Here is a 14,266-nt window from a genome sequence, read left to right as displayed (position 1 = left end):
ATGACACACTATGCTTTACTGGTAAGGGGCATTAATGTCGGTGGGAAGAATAAGGTTGTTATGTCGCAACTTCGTCAAGAACTGACAGAGTTGGGACTGGAAAAGGTTGAAACCTACATCAACAGTGGCAACATTTTCTTTACTTCGACAGCTCCCAAAGCCCAATTGGTTGAAAAGTTAGAGGCTTTCTTTGAAATCCATTATCCATTTATTCAGAGCTTTTCCTTGTTGAGTCTTGAGGACTTTGAAGCGGAACTTGAAAATCTGCCTGAATGGTGGACCAAAGATTTGGCACGAAAGGATGTGCTCTTCTACACGGAGAGCTTGGATGTGGATCAAGTCATCGAGAAAGTGAACAGTTTGGAACTGAAAGATGAAGTGGTTCATTTTGGAAGACTTGGGATTTTCTGGGGTAAATTCTCTGAAGAATCCTACTATGCAACTGCCTATCACAAGCACTTGCTCAAGATGCCTTTTTATCGCAACATCACCATTCGCAACGCAAAAACCTTTGACAAAATCGGTCAAATGTTAACAAATAATAAAGGAGACACACAATGACATTTTTAGATAAAATCAAGGAAACAGCTGCTTTCCTGAAAGACAAGGGAATCCAAGCGCCTGAGTTCGGTCTAATCCTTGGATCAGGACTTGGAGAATTGGCAGAAGAAATCGAAAATCCAGTTGTAGTAGACTACGCAGATATACCAAACTGGGGTCGTTCAACAGTTGTCGGACACGCTGGGAAATTGGTATATGGTGAACTTTCAGGCCGTAAGGTCTTGGCTCTTCAAGGTCGCTTCCATTTCTACGAAGGCAATCCTCTTGAAGTCGTGACTTTCCCAGTACGTGTAATGAAAGTACTCGGATGTGAAGGTGTCATTGTAACCAATGCAGCTGGAGGTATTGGATTTGGTCCTGGTACCTTGATGGCTATCTCAGACCATATCAATATGACAGGGCAAAATCCATTGATGGGTGAAAACTTGGATGATTTTGGTCCACGTTTCCCTGATATGTCTAAAGCCTACACACCAGAATACCGTGCTACTGCCCATGAAGTGGCTAAAAAACTTGGTATCAAGCTTGATGAAGGTGTCTATATCGGTGTAACCGGTCCGACTTATGAAACACCTGCAGAAATTCGTGCCTATAAGACATTGGGAGCAGATGCAGTTGGTATGTCTACAGTTCCTGAAGTTATTGTTGCAGCCCACTCTGGCTTGAAAGTTCTAGGAATTTCATGTATTACGAACCATGCTGCAGGATTCCAAGAAGAACTCAATCACGAAGAAGTTGTAGAAGTGACAGAGCGTGTCAAAGGTGACTTCAAAGGCTTGCTTAAAGCTATTATTGCTGAATTGTAATAAATACTTATCATAGAAAAGTTGAGTGAAGTGTTCTAATTTGAACACGAGCGGAAAGCTTTTCTAGAGACCCAGAAAGGAAGGGGAGTTCGGATTTGAATTGAACCTGAGCTGTTCTCTTCTATATCAAAAAATTAAGAAAGAAAGGAATTGAACCCACCCTAAAAGCAGTGGGGAAAAGACAGTTGGTCTAGCGAGCATCGCTCACTGCACCCAACTCCTATTTTCCCTTCGCTTTTTGACGGGTTTTGTATCTTATATTATGTCTATCCATATTGCTGCTCAGCAGGGTGAAATTGCTGATAAAATTCTTCTTCCTGGGGATCCTCTTCGTGCGAAATTTATTGCGGAGAATTTCCTTGAAGATGCTGTTTGTTTTAATGAAGTGCGTAACATGTTTGGTTACACTGGTACTTACAAGGGTCACCGTGTATCTGTCATGGGAACTGGGATGGGGATGCCTTCCATTTCGATTTATGCGCGTGAGTTGATTGTGGACTACGGTGTAAAGAAATTGATCCGTGTGGGAACTGCGGGTTCATTAAATGAAGATGTTCATGTCCGTGAATTGGTCTTGGCGCAGGCGGCTGCAACCAACTCAAACATCATCCGCAACGACTGGCCACAGTATGATTTCCCACAAATCGCTAGTTTTGATTTGCTAGACAAGGCCTACCATATCGCCAAAGAACTTGGTATGACCACCCACGTTGGGAACGTTTTGTCATCAGATGTCTTTTACTCAAACTACTTTGAAAAGAACATCGAGCTTGGTAAATGGGGAGTCAAGGCTGTGGAAATGGAAGCAGCGGCTCTTTACTATCTTGCTGCCCAACACCACGTTGATGCACTTGCTATCATGACCATTTCTGATAGCTTGGTCAATCCAGATGAAGACACTACGGCAGAAGAACGCCAAAATACCTTCACTGATATGATGAAGGTTGGTTTGGAAACCTTGATTGCAGAGTAAAATGTAAACGAAAATCCTGATTTCAAGTGGAATCAGGATTTTTTCATGGATGCGATTTTTTCTGGGTCTGGTGTAACGCGGAGGGTCTTTTGTCCTGTGTAGGTTACAAAGCCAGGTTTGCCACCAGTTGGTTTATTGAGTTTTTTCACTTCAATCATATCTACCTGAACTAGATTTGACAAGCGCCCTTTGGAAAAGTAGGCAGCTAGTTCTGCCGCATCTGTTTTAACTTCGTCAGAAGGATTCAGATTTCCTGAGATGACGACATGGCTTCCAGGGATGTCCTTGGCATGGAACCAGAGTTCTTCCTTACGGGCCATTTTAAAGGTCAATTCCTCATTTTGAAGATTGTTTCGACCGACATAGATGATGGTTTTGCCATCGCTTGCTAGATACTGCTCTGGTTTTTTGCGTTTCTGAATTTTCTCGCGTTGGCGTCTTCTAATGAAGCCTGTTTGGATCAATTCTTCACGGATTTCAGCGATTTCCTCCAGCCCTGCTTGATTGAGCACAGTCTCGACACTTTCTAGATAAAGAATGGTGGCCTTGGTTTCTTCGATCAGTTCAGTCAGGTATTTGACAGCTTCTTTGAGTTTCTGGTAACGCTTAAAATAGCGTTGAGCATTCTGGCTGGGAGTCAAGGCCTTATCAAGCGCAATGGTGATAGGCTGGTTGGTGTAGTAGTTGTCCAAGGTAACCTGATCTTGGTCATTGGGAACTTGGTGGAGGAAGGTTGTCAGCAACTCTCCTTTTTGGCGAAACTCCTCAGCATTGTCTGTCGCTAGTAACTCTTTTTCTTGTTTTTTGAGTTTGTGGCGATTTTTTTGCAATTCATTTTCAACACGGCGAATGAGCTCACTGGCTTGTTGCTTGACGCGATCGCGCTCTGCCTTATCTTTGTAATAGGTATCCAGAAGATCAGAGAGACTGGCAAAAGGCTCTCCCACCTGATTTGCAAAAGGAACTGGGCTGAAAGAAGTCTCCGTTAGGTAAGGCTTGGTTTCTTGCTCGAAAAAGTTTCGGAAAGTAGACAGTTTATCACTGACAAGAATGTTTTCCAATTCATTTGCTGTATCGCGTCCTAAACCTTGAAAGAGGCTTTGAAGATTTTTTGCTGTTAGTTCTTGGGTTTGCAGAATTTCAAAGAGCTTTTCATCCTTGACAGTATAAGGATTGAGAGATTCGGTACTAGGCGGAGCAATATAGGTCGATCCTGGAAGCAAGGTGCGGTAGCTATTTTGTGAAAAGCCAACATGTTTGATGACTTCGAGGATTTTATGGCTACTTTTATCCACGAGGAGAATATTACTGTGTTTGCCCATAATCTCGATGATGAGCGTGGCCTGGATATGATCCCCAATCTCGTTTTTATTGGAAACTGTAATTTCCACGATACGGTCATTTTCCACTTGCTCAATCGACTCAATCATAGCACCCTGCAAATACTTCCTCAAAACCATGATAAAGGTAGAAGGTTGGGCTGGATTTTCAAAAGTCGTTTGGGTTAGCTGAATGCGTCCAAATACGGGATGAGCAGAAAGGAGCAGGCGATGACTTTGGCGATTGCTGCGGATTTGCAAGACCAACTCTTGTTCAAAAGGTTGATTGATTTTCTGGATGCGACCATTGACCAACTCGCTTCGCAATTCCTCAACCATGTGGTGTAAAAAAAATCCGTCAAATGACATCGTTCTCTCCTTGTGATTGTATTCCATAGTATTATATCAAAAAGGTAGAATAAAATCATGGAAATATGGTATAATAAAGCCAAGTAAAGAGAATCGAGAAGTACATGTATATTGAAATGGTAGATGAAACTGGTCAAGTTTCACAAGAAATCTTGCAACAAACCCAAGAAATTTTGGAATTTGCAGCCCAAAAAATAGGAAAAGAAGACAAGGAGATGGCAGTCACTTTTGTGACCAACGAGCGTAGCCACGAACTCAATCTCGAGTACCGTGATACCGATCGTCCGACGGATGTCATCAGCCTTGAGTATAAACCAGAGTTGGATATTGCCTTTGATGAGGAAGATTTGCTTGAAAATCCTGAATTGGCAGAGATGATGTCTGAGTTTGATGCCTATATTGGGGAACTGTTCATCTCTATCGATAAAGCGCATGAGCAGGCTGAGGAATACGGCCACAGCTTCGAGCGTGAGATGGGCTTCTTGGCAGTACACGGCTTTTTACACATTAACGGCTATGATCATTACACTCCGGAAGAAGAAGCGGAGATGTTCGGTTTACAAGAAGAAATTTTGACAGCCTATGGACTCACAAGACAATAAACGAAAATGGAAAAATCGTGACCTAGTATCCAGTTTAGAATTTGCTCTTACAGGAATTCTGACTGCTTTCAAGGAAGAACGTAATATGCGAAAACATGCAGTGACGGCCCTAGTAGTCATCCTTGCAGGTTTTGTTTTTCAGGTGTCACGCATTGAATGGCTCTTTCTCCTAATGAGCATTTTCTTGGTAGTAGCCTTTGAAATTATTAACTCTGCTATTGAAAATGTGGTGGATCTAGCCAGTCACTATCACTTTTCTATGTTGGCAAAGAAAGCCAAGGACATGGCAGCAGGTGCCGTGCTTGTGGTCTCTCTTTTTGCTGCGGTGACAGGTGTACTTATCTTTCTCCCACGTATTTGGGATTTATTATTTTAAATAGTAAGAGGAAATTATGACATTTAAATCAGGCTTTGTAGCTATTTTGGGACGTCCCAATGTTGGGAAGTCAACCTTTTTGAATCACGTCATGGGGCAAAAGATTGCCATTATGAGTGACAAAGCGCAGACAACGCGCAATAAAATCATGGGGATTTACACCACGGATAAAGAGCAAATCGTCTTTATCGACACGCCGGGGATTCACAAGCCTAAGACGGCTCTTGGAGATTTCATGGTGGAATCTGCCTACAGTACTCTGCGTGAAGTGGATACTGTTCTATTCATGGTGCCAGCTGATGAGCCACGTGGTAAGGGCGACGATATGATTATCGAGCGTCTGAAAGCTGCCAAGGTTCCTGTGATTCTGGTGGTGAATAAGATTGACAAGGTCCATCCAGACCAGCTTTTGGCTCAGATTGATGACTTCCGTAACCAGATGGACTTTAAGGAAATTGTTCCTATCTCAGCCCTTCAGGGAAACAATGTTTCGCGTTTGATCGATATTTTGAGCGAAAACTTAGAAGAAGGTTTCCAATATTTCCCGTCAGATCAAATCACCGATCATCCTGAGCGTTTCTTGGTTTCAGAAATGATTCGTGAGAAAGTCTTGCACCTAACTCGAGAAGAGATTCCTCACTCAGTTGCCGTAGTGGTCGACTCTATGAAGCGTGATGAAGAGACAGACAAGGTCCATATCCGAGCAACCATCATGGTCGAGCGCGATAGCCAAAAAGGCATTATCATCGGAAAAGGTGGCGCTATGCTCAAGAAAATAGGGACCATGGCTCGTCGTGATATCGAACTCATGCTAGGGGACAAGGTTTTCCTAGAAACTTGGGTCAAGGTTAAGAAAAACTGGCGTGATAAAAAGCTAGATTTGGCTGACTTTGGCTATAATGAAAAAGAATACTAAGTAGAGGTGGGCTCATGCCTGCTTCTTGTTTTTACAGAAGGAGGACTTATGCCTGAACTACCTGAGGTTGAAACGGTTCGTCGTGGCTTAAAAAAATTGATTTTGGGAAAGAAGATTTCTAATATAGAGATTGCTTATCCCAAGATGATTAAGACAGATTTGGAAGAGTTTCAAAAAGAGTTAGCTGGTCAAGTAATTGAGTCAATGGGACGCCGTGGAAAATATCTACTTTTTTACCTGACAAACAAGGTCTTGATTTCACATCTGCGGATGGAGGGCAAGTATTTTTACTATCCGGACCAAGTTCCAGAACGTAAACACGCCCATGTTTTCTTCCAGTTTGAGGATGGCGGCACTCTTGTATATGAGGATGTGCGCAAGTTTGGTACCATGGAACTATTGGCACCCGACCTTTTGGATGCCTACTTTGTATCTAAAAAACTAGGGCCTGAGCCAAGAGAGCAGGACTTTGATTTGCAGGTCTTTCAAGCTGCCCTAGCCAAGTCTAAAAAGCCTATCAAATCCCATCTACTAGACCAAACCCTGGTAGCTGGCCTTGGCAATATCTATGTGGATGAGGTCCTCTGGCGAGCTCAGGTTCATCCAGCTAGACCTTCCCAAACTTTGACTGCAGAAGAAGCGTCAGCTATTCATGACCAGACCATTGTTGTTTTGGGACAGGCAGTTGAAAAGGGCGGTTCCACCATTCGAACCTATACCAATGCCTTTGGAGAAGACGGAACCATGCAGGACTTCCATCAGGTCTATGATAAGACTGGGCAAGCGTGTTCCCGCTGTGGGACAGTGATTGAGAAATTCCAGCTCGGTGGAAGGGGCACTCATTTTTGTCCTCAGTGTCAAAGGAGGGGCTGATGGGAAAAATCATCGGAATCACAGGAGGAATTGCCTCAGGTAAGTCAACTGTGACAAATTTCCTAAGAGAGCAAGGTTTTCAAGTGGTTGATGCTGACGCAGTCGTCCACCAGCTACAAAAACCTGGAGAGCGCCTATATCAGGTCTTAGTTCAGCACTTTGGACAAAAAATAATCCTTGAAAATGGAGAACTCAATCGCCCTCTCCTGGCTAGTCTCATCTTTTCAAATCCTGAGGAGCAGGAATGGTCTAAACAAACCCAAGGAGAGATTATTCGTGAGGAATTGGCTGCACTGAGAGACCAGTTGGCTCAGACAGAAGCGATTTTTTTCATGGATATTCCCCTACTTTTTGAACAGGACTACAGTGCTTGGTTTGATGAAACGTGGCTGGTCTATGTGGACCGTGATGTTCAGGTGGAACGTTTCATGAAACGGGATTATCTTTCTAAGGAAGTAGCAGAGTCCCGTCTGGCAACCCAGTGGTCTTTAGAAGAAAAGAAAAAATTAGCGAGTCATATATTAGATAACAATGGCAGTCGTGATCAGCTTGTGACTCAAGTAGTGAAGTTACTTGAAGGAGGCGATAGCTGTGCAAGAGATTAGTTGGAAAGAGAATCTTCGTGTCGCCTGGTTCGGTAGTTTTCTAACGGGCGCCAGCATTTCCTTGGTCGTTCCTTTCATGCCCATCTTTGTAGAGCAGTTGGGAATCGAAAGGAATCAAGTAGCTTTCTATGCTGGATTAGCCATCTCAGTTTCGGCTGTTTCAGCAGCTCTAGTTTCTCCCATCTGGGGTATTCTAGCTGACAAGTACGGTCGAAAACCCATGATGATTCGAGCAGGTCTTGCCATGACCATTACCATGGGAGGTTTGGCCTTTGTTCCGAATATCTATTGGCTACTCTTTCTGCGCTTGCTCAATGGTGTATTTACTGGTTTTGTCCCCAATGCAACAGCCTTGATCGCTAGTCAGGTACCGAAAGATAAGTCGGGAGCGGCTCTGGGAACTCTATCTACAGGTGTTGTTGCAGGAACACTGACGGGTCCCTTTGTTGGAGGCTTTATTGCTGAAATTTTTGGCATTCGCAATGTCTTTTTATTGGTAGGCGCTTTCCTATTTTTAGCTGCAATCCTAACCATTTTCTTTATCAAGGAAGATTTTCAGCCAGTAGCTAAGGAGAAGGCTATCCCAACGAAAGAAGTATTTTCTTCTTTCAAGTATCCTAGGCTTTTAGTGAATCTATTTTTGACGAGCTTTGTCATTCAATTTTCAGCTCAATCAATTGGCCCCATTTTAGCTCTCTATGTGCGGGACTTAGGGCAGACTGAGAATCTCCTCTTTGTATCAGGATTGATCGTATCCAGCATGGGATTTTCTAGCATGATGAGTGCTGGAATTCTAGGAAAACTTGGCGATAAGGTAGGGAATCATAGATTGTTGGTCGCGGCGCAGATTTATTCCGTCATCATTTACATACTTTGTGCTCATGCAACCAGCCCCCTTCAACTTGGCTTGTATCGTTTTCTCTTTGGTTTGGGAACGGGAGCTCTCATACCGGGAGTTAATGCCCTTCTTAGCAAAATGACTCCGAAATCAGGTATTTCAAGGATTTTCGCCTTCAACCAAGTCTTTTTTTACCTCGGTGGAGTGATTGGACCTATGGCGGGATCCGCAGTTGCAGGATATTTGGGCTACCATGCTGTCTTTTATGCGACAGCAGCCTGTGTGGCTTTCAGTTGTTTATGTAACTTAGTGCAATTTAGATCATTATTAAAAGTAAAGGAAATCTAGTGCGAGTAAAAATCAATCTCAAGTGCTCCTCTTGTGGCAGCATGAATTATCTAACCAGTAAGAACTCCAAAACCCATCCAGACAAGATTGAGGTGTTAAAATATTGTCCAAAGGAAAGAAAAGTAACTTTACATCTTGAATCTAAGTAGAATTTATGGTAAAATAATAGGGATTTTAAGGAGTTTGATATGTATAACCTATTATTAACCATTTTATTAGTATTATCTGTTGTGATTGTGATTGCGATTTTCATGCAACCAACTAAGAACCAATCCAGCAATGTATTTGATGCCAGCTCAGGTGATTTGTTTGAACGTAGTAAAGCGCGTGGTTTTGAAGCTGTGATGCAACGTTTGACAGGTATTTTAGTCTTTTTCTGGCTAGCCATTGCCTTAGCATTGACGGTATTATCAAGTAGATAAGAAATGGGCAGGACTAGGTCTTTGCCTATTTTTATTTTTATACTCTTCAAAAATCAAATTCAAACCACGTCAGCGTCGTCTTGTCGTACTCCAGTACTGCCTGCGCCTAGCTTTCTAGTTTGCTCTTTGATTTTTATTGAGTATTAAATGATGTTTGAGAAGGTCTTACAGTAAAAGAAAATTAAAAAATCTAGAAAGAAAATATGAAAGATAAAATTAAAGAATATTTGCAAGAGAAGGGGCGAGTGACGGTAAATGACCTGGCTCAGGCTCTCGGAAAGGATGGGTCCAAGGATTTCCGTGAGTTGATTAAAACCCTGTCTCTGATGGAAAGAAAGCACCAGATTCGTTTTGAAGATGATGGTAGTTTATGTCTGGACCAAAAGAAGAAACATGAAATTACCCTCAAAGGGATTTTTCATGCCCATAAAAACGGCTTTGGTTTTGTCAGTCTGGAAGGTGAAGAGGACGACCTTTTTGTAGGAAAAAACGATGTCAACTATGCCATTGATGGCGATACCGTTGAGGTAGTCATTAAGAAAGTTGCTGACCGTAATAAGGGAACGGCAGCAGAAGCCAAAATTATTGATATCCTAGAACATAGCCTGACAACCGTTGTCGGCCAAATCGTTCTAGATCAGGAAAAGCCCAAGTATGCGGGCTATATTCGTTCCAAAAATCAAAAAATCAGCCAACCAATCTATGTTAAGAAACCAGCCCTCAAACTTGAAGGAACAGAGGTTCTCAAGGTCTTTATCGACAAGTACCCAAGTAAGAAACATGATTTCTTTGTCGCTAGTGTGCTGGACGTGGTGGGACACTCGACTGATGCGGGGATTGATGTCCTTGAAGTCTTGGAATCCATGGATATTGTCTCAGAATTTCCAGAGGCTGTTCTTAAGGAAGCTGAAAGTGTACCAGATGCTCCATCAGAGAAGGATATGGAAGGTCGTCTGGACCTGAGAGATGAAATCACCTTTACCATTGACGGCGCAGATGCCAAGGACTTGGACGACGCAGTACACATCAAGCCTTTAAAGAATGGCAATATGGAACTCGGAGTTCACATCGCAGATGTTTCCTACTATGTAACCGAGGGTTCTGCCCTCGACAAGGAAGCACTTAACCGCGCGACTTCTGTCTACGTGACAGACCGTGTAGTTCCAATGCTTCCAGAGCGTTTGTCAAATGGAATCTGCTCTCTCAATCCTCAAGTAGATCGCTTGACCCAGTCTGCCATTATGGAAATTGATAAACACGGTCGTGTGGTTCATTACACCATTACCCAAACAGTCATCAAGACTAGCTTCCGTATGACCTATAGCGCTGTCAATGACATCCTAGCTAGCGATGAGGAAAAGAGACAAGAGTTTAAGAAAATTGTTCCAAGTATCGAACTCATGGCCAAGCTCCATGAAAGGCTAGAAAGCATGCGTGAGAAACGTGGTGCCCTTAACTTTGATACCAGTGAAGCTAAGATCTTGGTGGATAAAAAAGGCAAGCCAGTTGATATCGTTCTTCGTCAGCGTGGTGTTGCTGAGCGGATGATTGAGTCCTTCATGTTGATTGCCAATGAAACGGTTGCCGAGCACTTTAGTAAACTGGACCTACCTTTCATTTATCGGATTCATGAGGAGCCTAAGGCAGAAAAAGTTCAGAAGTTTATTGATTACGCTTCGAGCTTTGGCTTGCGAATTTATGGAACTGCCAGTGAGATTAGCCAGGAGGCGCTTCAAGACATCATGCGTGCGGTTGAGGGAGAGCCCTATGCGGATGTATTATCCATGATGCTTCTCCGTTCTATGCAACAGGCTCGCTATTCGGAGCACAATCACGGTCACTATGGACTAGCCGCTAACTATTACACTCACTTCACCAGTCCTATTCGCCGTTATCCAGACCTTCTAGTCCATCGAATGATTCGGGATTACGGCCGTTCTAAGGAAATAGCAGAGCATTTTGAACAAGTGATTCCAGAGATTGCAACCCAGTCTTCCAATCGTGAACGTCGTGCCATTGAGGCGGAGCGTGAAGTCGAAGCTATGAAAAAAGCTGAGTACATGGAAGAATACGTGGGAGAAGAGTACGATGCAGTTGTATCCAGCATTGTCAAGTTCGGTCTTTTTGTCGAATTGCCAAATACAGTTGAAGGCTTGATTCACATTACCAATCTACCTGAATTTTATCATTTCAACGAACGGGATTTGACTCTCCGTGGGGAGAAATCGGGCATAACTTTCCGTGTAGGTCAGCAGATTCGCATTCGAGTTGAAAGAGCCGATAAGATGACAGGTGAAATTGACTTCTCTTATATCCCAAGTGAGTTTGATGTCATCGAAAAAGGTTTGAAACAAGCTGGGCGCAAAGATAGAGGTCGTGGCTCAAGTCGTCGTTCAGACAAGAAGGAAGACAAGAGAAAATCAGGACGCTCAAATGATAAGCGCAAGCATTCACAAAAAGACAAGAAGAAAAAAGGTAAGAAACCTTTTTACAAGGAAGTAGCTAAGAAAGGAGCCAAGCATGGCAAAGGGCGAGGGAAAGGTCGTCGCACAAAATAAAAAGGCGCGCCACGACTATACAATCGTAGATACGCTAGAGGCAGGGATGGTCCTGACTGGAACTGAAATCAAGAGTGTACGAGCTGCTCGAATCAATCTCAAGGATGGCTTTGCCCAAGTAAAAAATGGGGAAGTCTGGCTGAGCAATGTTCATATTGCCCCTTACGAAGAGGGTAATATCTGGAACCAGGAACCAGAACGCCGTCGTAAACTCCTGCTCCATAAGAAGCAAATTCAAAAATTGGAACAAGAGACCAAAGGGACAGGAATGACCCTTGTTCCCCTTAAAGTCTATATCAAAGATGGCTACGCCAAACTCCTTTTAGGACTTGCTAAAGGGAAGCATGACTATGACAAACGGGAGTCGATCAAGCGTCGTGAACAAAACCGCGACATCGCGCGTGTGATGAAAGCTGTCAACCAGCGTTAAGAAGAGGAATAATAATGGAAAAACTAATTGCCTATAAACGGATGCCCTTGTGGAATAAACAGACCATGCCTGAAGCAGTTCAGCAAAAGCACAATACTAAAGTCGGCACTTGGGGAAAAATTACTGTCTTGAAGGGGGCACTCAAGTTTATTGAGTTAACAGAAGATGGTGAGGTTCTAGCTGAGCACCTCTTTGAGGCAGGAGCTGACAATCCCATGGCACAACCGCAAGCCTGGCATCGAGTAGAGGCTGCAACAGACGATGTAGAGTGGTACTTGGAATTTTATTGTAAACCTGAGGATTATTTCCCTAAGAAATACCAGACCAATCCAGTCCATTCGGAAGTCTTAGAGGCTATGCAGACGGTGAAACCAGGAAGAGCCTTGGATTTGGGTTGTGGTCAGGGGCGTAACTCTCTCTTTCTCGCACAGAATGGTTTTGATGTGACAGCTGTGGATCAAAATGAATTGTCCCTTGAAATCTTGCAAAGCATCGTAGAGCAAGAGGATCTAGACATGCCTGTCGGACTTTATGATATCAATTCAGCCAGCATTAGCCAAGACTATGATTTCATCGTATCGACAGTTGTTCTGATGTTCCTACAAGCGGACCGCATTCCAGCTATTATCCAAAATATGCAGGAGCACACCACAGTCGGTGGCTACAATCTCATCGTCTGTGCCATGGATACGGAGGATTATCCTTGCTCGGTTAACTTCCCATTCACCTTTAAAGAAGGGGAGTTGGCGGACTACTACAAGGATTGGGAATTGGTCAAATATAATGAAAATCCAGGACATCTGCACCGTCGTGATGAAAATGGCAATCGCATTCAACTACGCTTTGCGACTATGCTAGCTAAAAAAGTCAAGTAAAAACCTATACCAGCGAATAGAGACCACTTTGCAAAGTTTCTATTCGTTTTTGTTTGCGTTGGTTGATTGGGGCGAGCAGGATTTTATGCTATACTAGAAGTAGGAAATCTGAGCAGTAGAACTGTGTTGCTGATACTCTCAGCGCAAGAAAGTCTTTATGATGGAGGTGGTCGAATGACGAGTCTTTTGGTGGAATTGTATGATCGGCATGTATTGGAAAAGAATGTCTACCAGGCCTTTATCAGTGATTGTGACGAGATTCTCTTCCTTTCTTTGACGAAAATAAGCAATGAAGAGAAGCTCTCCCTCCGTCAGTTTATCATGGATGAGGTGCCTCATATCCAACGAGTGACCTTTCGTCAGTTATCCTTAGAACAACTAGCGGACCAGTTAGATTATTGTCTAGCAGGCTATGACCAAGTCCTTCTCGATGTTTTTGGTGGGGATTCGCTACTAGCCTTATCTCTCTATCAATACGGCTTGGATCGGGACCTCCCCATCGTTGCCATGGATGTTGAGCGAGGAAAACAATACAAGTGGGTAGCCGGACAGTTAGAAAAAGAAGATTTGGACATTCCAACCCTAAGCATCCAGCAGCTGATAGCCTTGCGTGGTGGAAAAATCCTCAAATCCAAACGCCCTATCCACTCAGCTCAGCAAATTGCAGCCATCAAAAAGCTAGCCAGCTCTGCCATTGCCAATCCTGCCCACTGGTATCAAGTGACCCAATTTTTCTCTCTAGCTAAGACCAATGACCTGCATGCTGAGACCGAAAAGATACTGGAAAACAACGGCAGGTATTATCACTATCCAAAATCCCTTATTCCTTTACTTGTGGAAGCGGGGATGCTTTGTATTGAAAGCGAGGACAAGAAACGAGTAGCATACAGCTTTCCAAGTCAAGAAGCTCAAGTCTTTTGCCGCAATAAGGGACATATTTTAGAGGTATATCTCTATCTCTTGGCGCTTGAATCTCAGCTGTTTGATGAGTGCATGATAGGAGGTGAGATTGATTGGAATGGCATCTTTCCAGAGGCGGATAATGTCCAAAATGAGATTGATGTCATTCTGAGAAAGGGACGCTCGATTACCTTTATCTCCTGCAAGATGACGGATTTATCAGTTGAAGCCATCAATGAACTAGAAGTCTATGCCAATCATTTTGCTGGGGAGAGTTGTCTCAAGTTAATTGTCTGTACGGGGAAAATCAATCCTGCTTATGCCAATCGTTGCCAGGAATATGGTGTGCTGGTCATTAGGAGTGAGCAGATCCCCAATCTCATTCCCATGTTGAAAAAATACTCTAAGAGGTTTAAAAGGTAGAAAAGTAATATGAAAGGCTGGAATTCCAGTCTTTTTTAGTTCTTTTTCGAATAAATGAGAAAAGGAGGTAGA

The 14,266-nt window shown here is 43.3% G+C and carries 16 protein-coding genes; 15 read left to right on the top strand and 1 reads right to left on the bottom strand.

Going from position 1 to position 14,266, the window contains the following annotated elements; all coding sequences use genetic code 11:
- From O3655_RS02245 to deoD, 3 genes are all read left to right on the top strand, one after another.
- Nucleotides 1–561: a DUF1697 domain-containing protein gene (locus tag O3655_RS02245; RefSeq protein WP_371641136.1), complete on the top strand. Its 561-nt coding sequence runs from the start codon at nt 1–3 to the stop codon at nt 559–561.
- Nucleotides 558–1,367: a purine-nucleoside phosphorylase gene (locus tag O3655_RS02240; RefSeq protein WP_371641135.1), complete on the top strand. Its 810-nt coding sequence runs from the start codon at nt 558–560 to the stop codon at nt 1,365–1,367. The genes O3655_RS02245 and O3655_RS02240 overlap by 4 nt, the downstream gene beginning before the upstream one ends.
- 262 nt (nt 1,368–1,629) lie before the next feature.
- On the top strand, nt 1,630–2,340 hold the full coding sequence (gene deoD, locus O3655_RS02235; protein ID WP_000022091.1) for a purine-nucleoside phosphorylase: 711 nt from the start codon (nt 1,630–1,632) through the stop codon (nt 2,338–2,340).
- 32 nt (nt 2,341–2,372) lie between these two features.
- Here deoD and pavA read toward each other — a convergent pair whose 3' ends face one another.
- Complete coding sequence (gene pavA / locus O3655_RS02230; protein ID WP_308697084.1) at nt 2,373–4,028, bottom strand: Rqc2 family fibronectin-binding protein PavA; 1,656 nt, start codon at nt 4,026–4,028, stop codon at nt 2,373–2,375.
- Between the two features lie 104 nt (nt 4,029–4,132).
- Between pavA and ybeY the strand changes: the two genes are divergently transcribed.
- The 12 genes from ybeY to O3655_RS02170 all read left to right on the top strand — a co-directional run bounded on the left by ybeY (nt 4,133) and on the right by O3655_RS02170 (nt 14,194).
- Complete coding sequence (gene ybeY / locus O3655_RS02225; RefSeq protein ID WP_000275169.1) at nt 4,133–4,630, top strand: rRNA maturation RNase YbeY; 498 nt, start codon at nt 4,133–4,135, stop codon at nt 4,628–4,630.
- On the top strand, nt 4,611–5,006 hold the full coding sequence (locus tag O3655_RS02220) for a diacylglycerol kinase family protein (protein WP_254725236.1): 396 nt from the start codon (nt 4,611–4,613) through the stop codon (nt 5,004–5,006). The genes ybeY and O3655_RS02220 overlap by 20 nt, the downstream gene beginning before the upstream one ends.
- Nucleotides 5,007–5,022: 16 nt before the next feature.
- Entirely contained in the window at nt 5,023–5,922 is a 900-nt protein-coding gene (gene era, locus O3655_RS02215; protein ID WP_000143275.1) for a GTPase Era, read from the top strand.
- 48 nt (nt 5,923–5,970) lie between these two features.
- Nucleotides 5,971–6,795: a DNA-formamidopyrimidine glycosylase gene (mutM, locus tag O3655_RS02210; protein ID WP_308697085.1), complete on the top strand. Its 825-nt coding sequence runs from the start codon at nt 5,971–5,973 to the stop codon at nt 6,793–6,795.
- Entirely contained in the window at nt 6,795–7,400 is a 606-nt protein-coding gene (coaE, locus tag O3655_RS02205; RefSeq protein ID WP_042902360.1) for a dephospho-CoA kinase, read from the top strand. Before mutM ends, coaE begins: the two co-directional genes overlap by 1 nt.
- The gene (locus O3655_RS02200) at nt 7,387–8,586 is read left to right on the top strand and encodes a multidrug efflux MFS transporter (RefSeq protein ID WP_308697086.1); all 1,200 of its coding nucleotides are present in this window, start codon (nt 7,387–7,389) and stop codon (nt 8,584–8,586) included. The genes coaE and O3655_RS02200 overlap by 14 nt, the downstream gene beginning before the upstream one ends.
- On the top strand, nt 8,586–8,735 hold the full coding sequence (gene rpmG, locus O3655_RS02195) for a 50S ribosomal protein L33 (protein ID WP_007519517.1): 150 nt from the start codon (nt 8,586–8,588) through the stop codon (nt 8,733–8,735). The genes O3655_RS02200 and rpmG overlap by 1 nt, the downstream gene beginning before the upstream one ends.
- Before the next feature lie 39 nt (nt 8,736–8,774).
- Entirely contained in the window at nt 8,775–9,008 is a 234-nt protein-coding gene (secG, locus tag O3655_RS02190; protein ID WP_000282517.1) for a preprotein translocase subunit SecG, read from the top strand.
- 203 nt (nt 9,009–9,211) lie between these two features.
- Nucleotides 9,212–11,566, top strand: a complete 2,355-nt coding sequence (gene rnr / locus O3655_RS02185) for a ribonuclease R (protein WP_308697088.1) — start codon at nt 9,212–9,214, stop codon at nt 11,564–11,566.
- Entirely contained in the window at nt 11,529–11,996 is a 468-nt protein-coding gene (gene smpB, locus O3655_RS02180) for an SsrA-binding protein SmpB (RefSeq protein ID WP_001051750.1), read from the top strand. The genes rnr and smpB overlap by 38 nt, the downstream gene beginning before the upstream one ends.
- A 14-nt stretch (nt 11,997–12,010) precedes the next feature.
- Entirely contained in the window at nt 12,011–12,871 is an 861-nt protein-coding gene (tehB, locus tag O3655_RS02175) for an SAM-dependent methyltransferase TehB (protein ID WP_000413061.1), read from the top strand.
- Nucleotides 12,872–13,045: 174 nt separating this feature from the next.
- A complete protein-coding gene (locus O3655_RS02170; RefSeq protein WP_308697108.1) occupies nt 13,046–14,194 on the top strand; it encodes a hypothetical protein in 1,149 nt (382 codons plus the stop codon).
- Nucleotides 14,195–14,266 lie beyond the last annotated feature (72 nt).

Origin of the sequence: Streptococcus sp. 27098_8_70 (genome assembly GCF_041432215.1) — a bacterium.
Lineage (GTDB): Bacteria > Bacillota > Bacilli > Lactobacillales > Streptococcaceae > Streptococcus > Streptococcus oralis_CP.
This window is presented reverse-complemented; position numbering and strand designations above follow the sequence as displayed.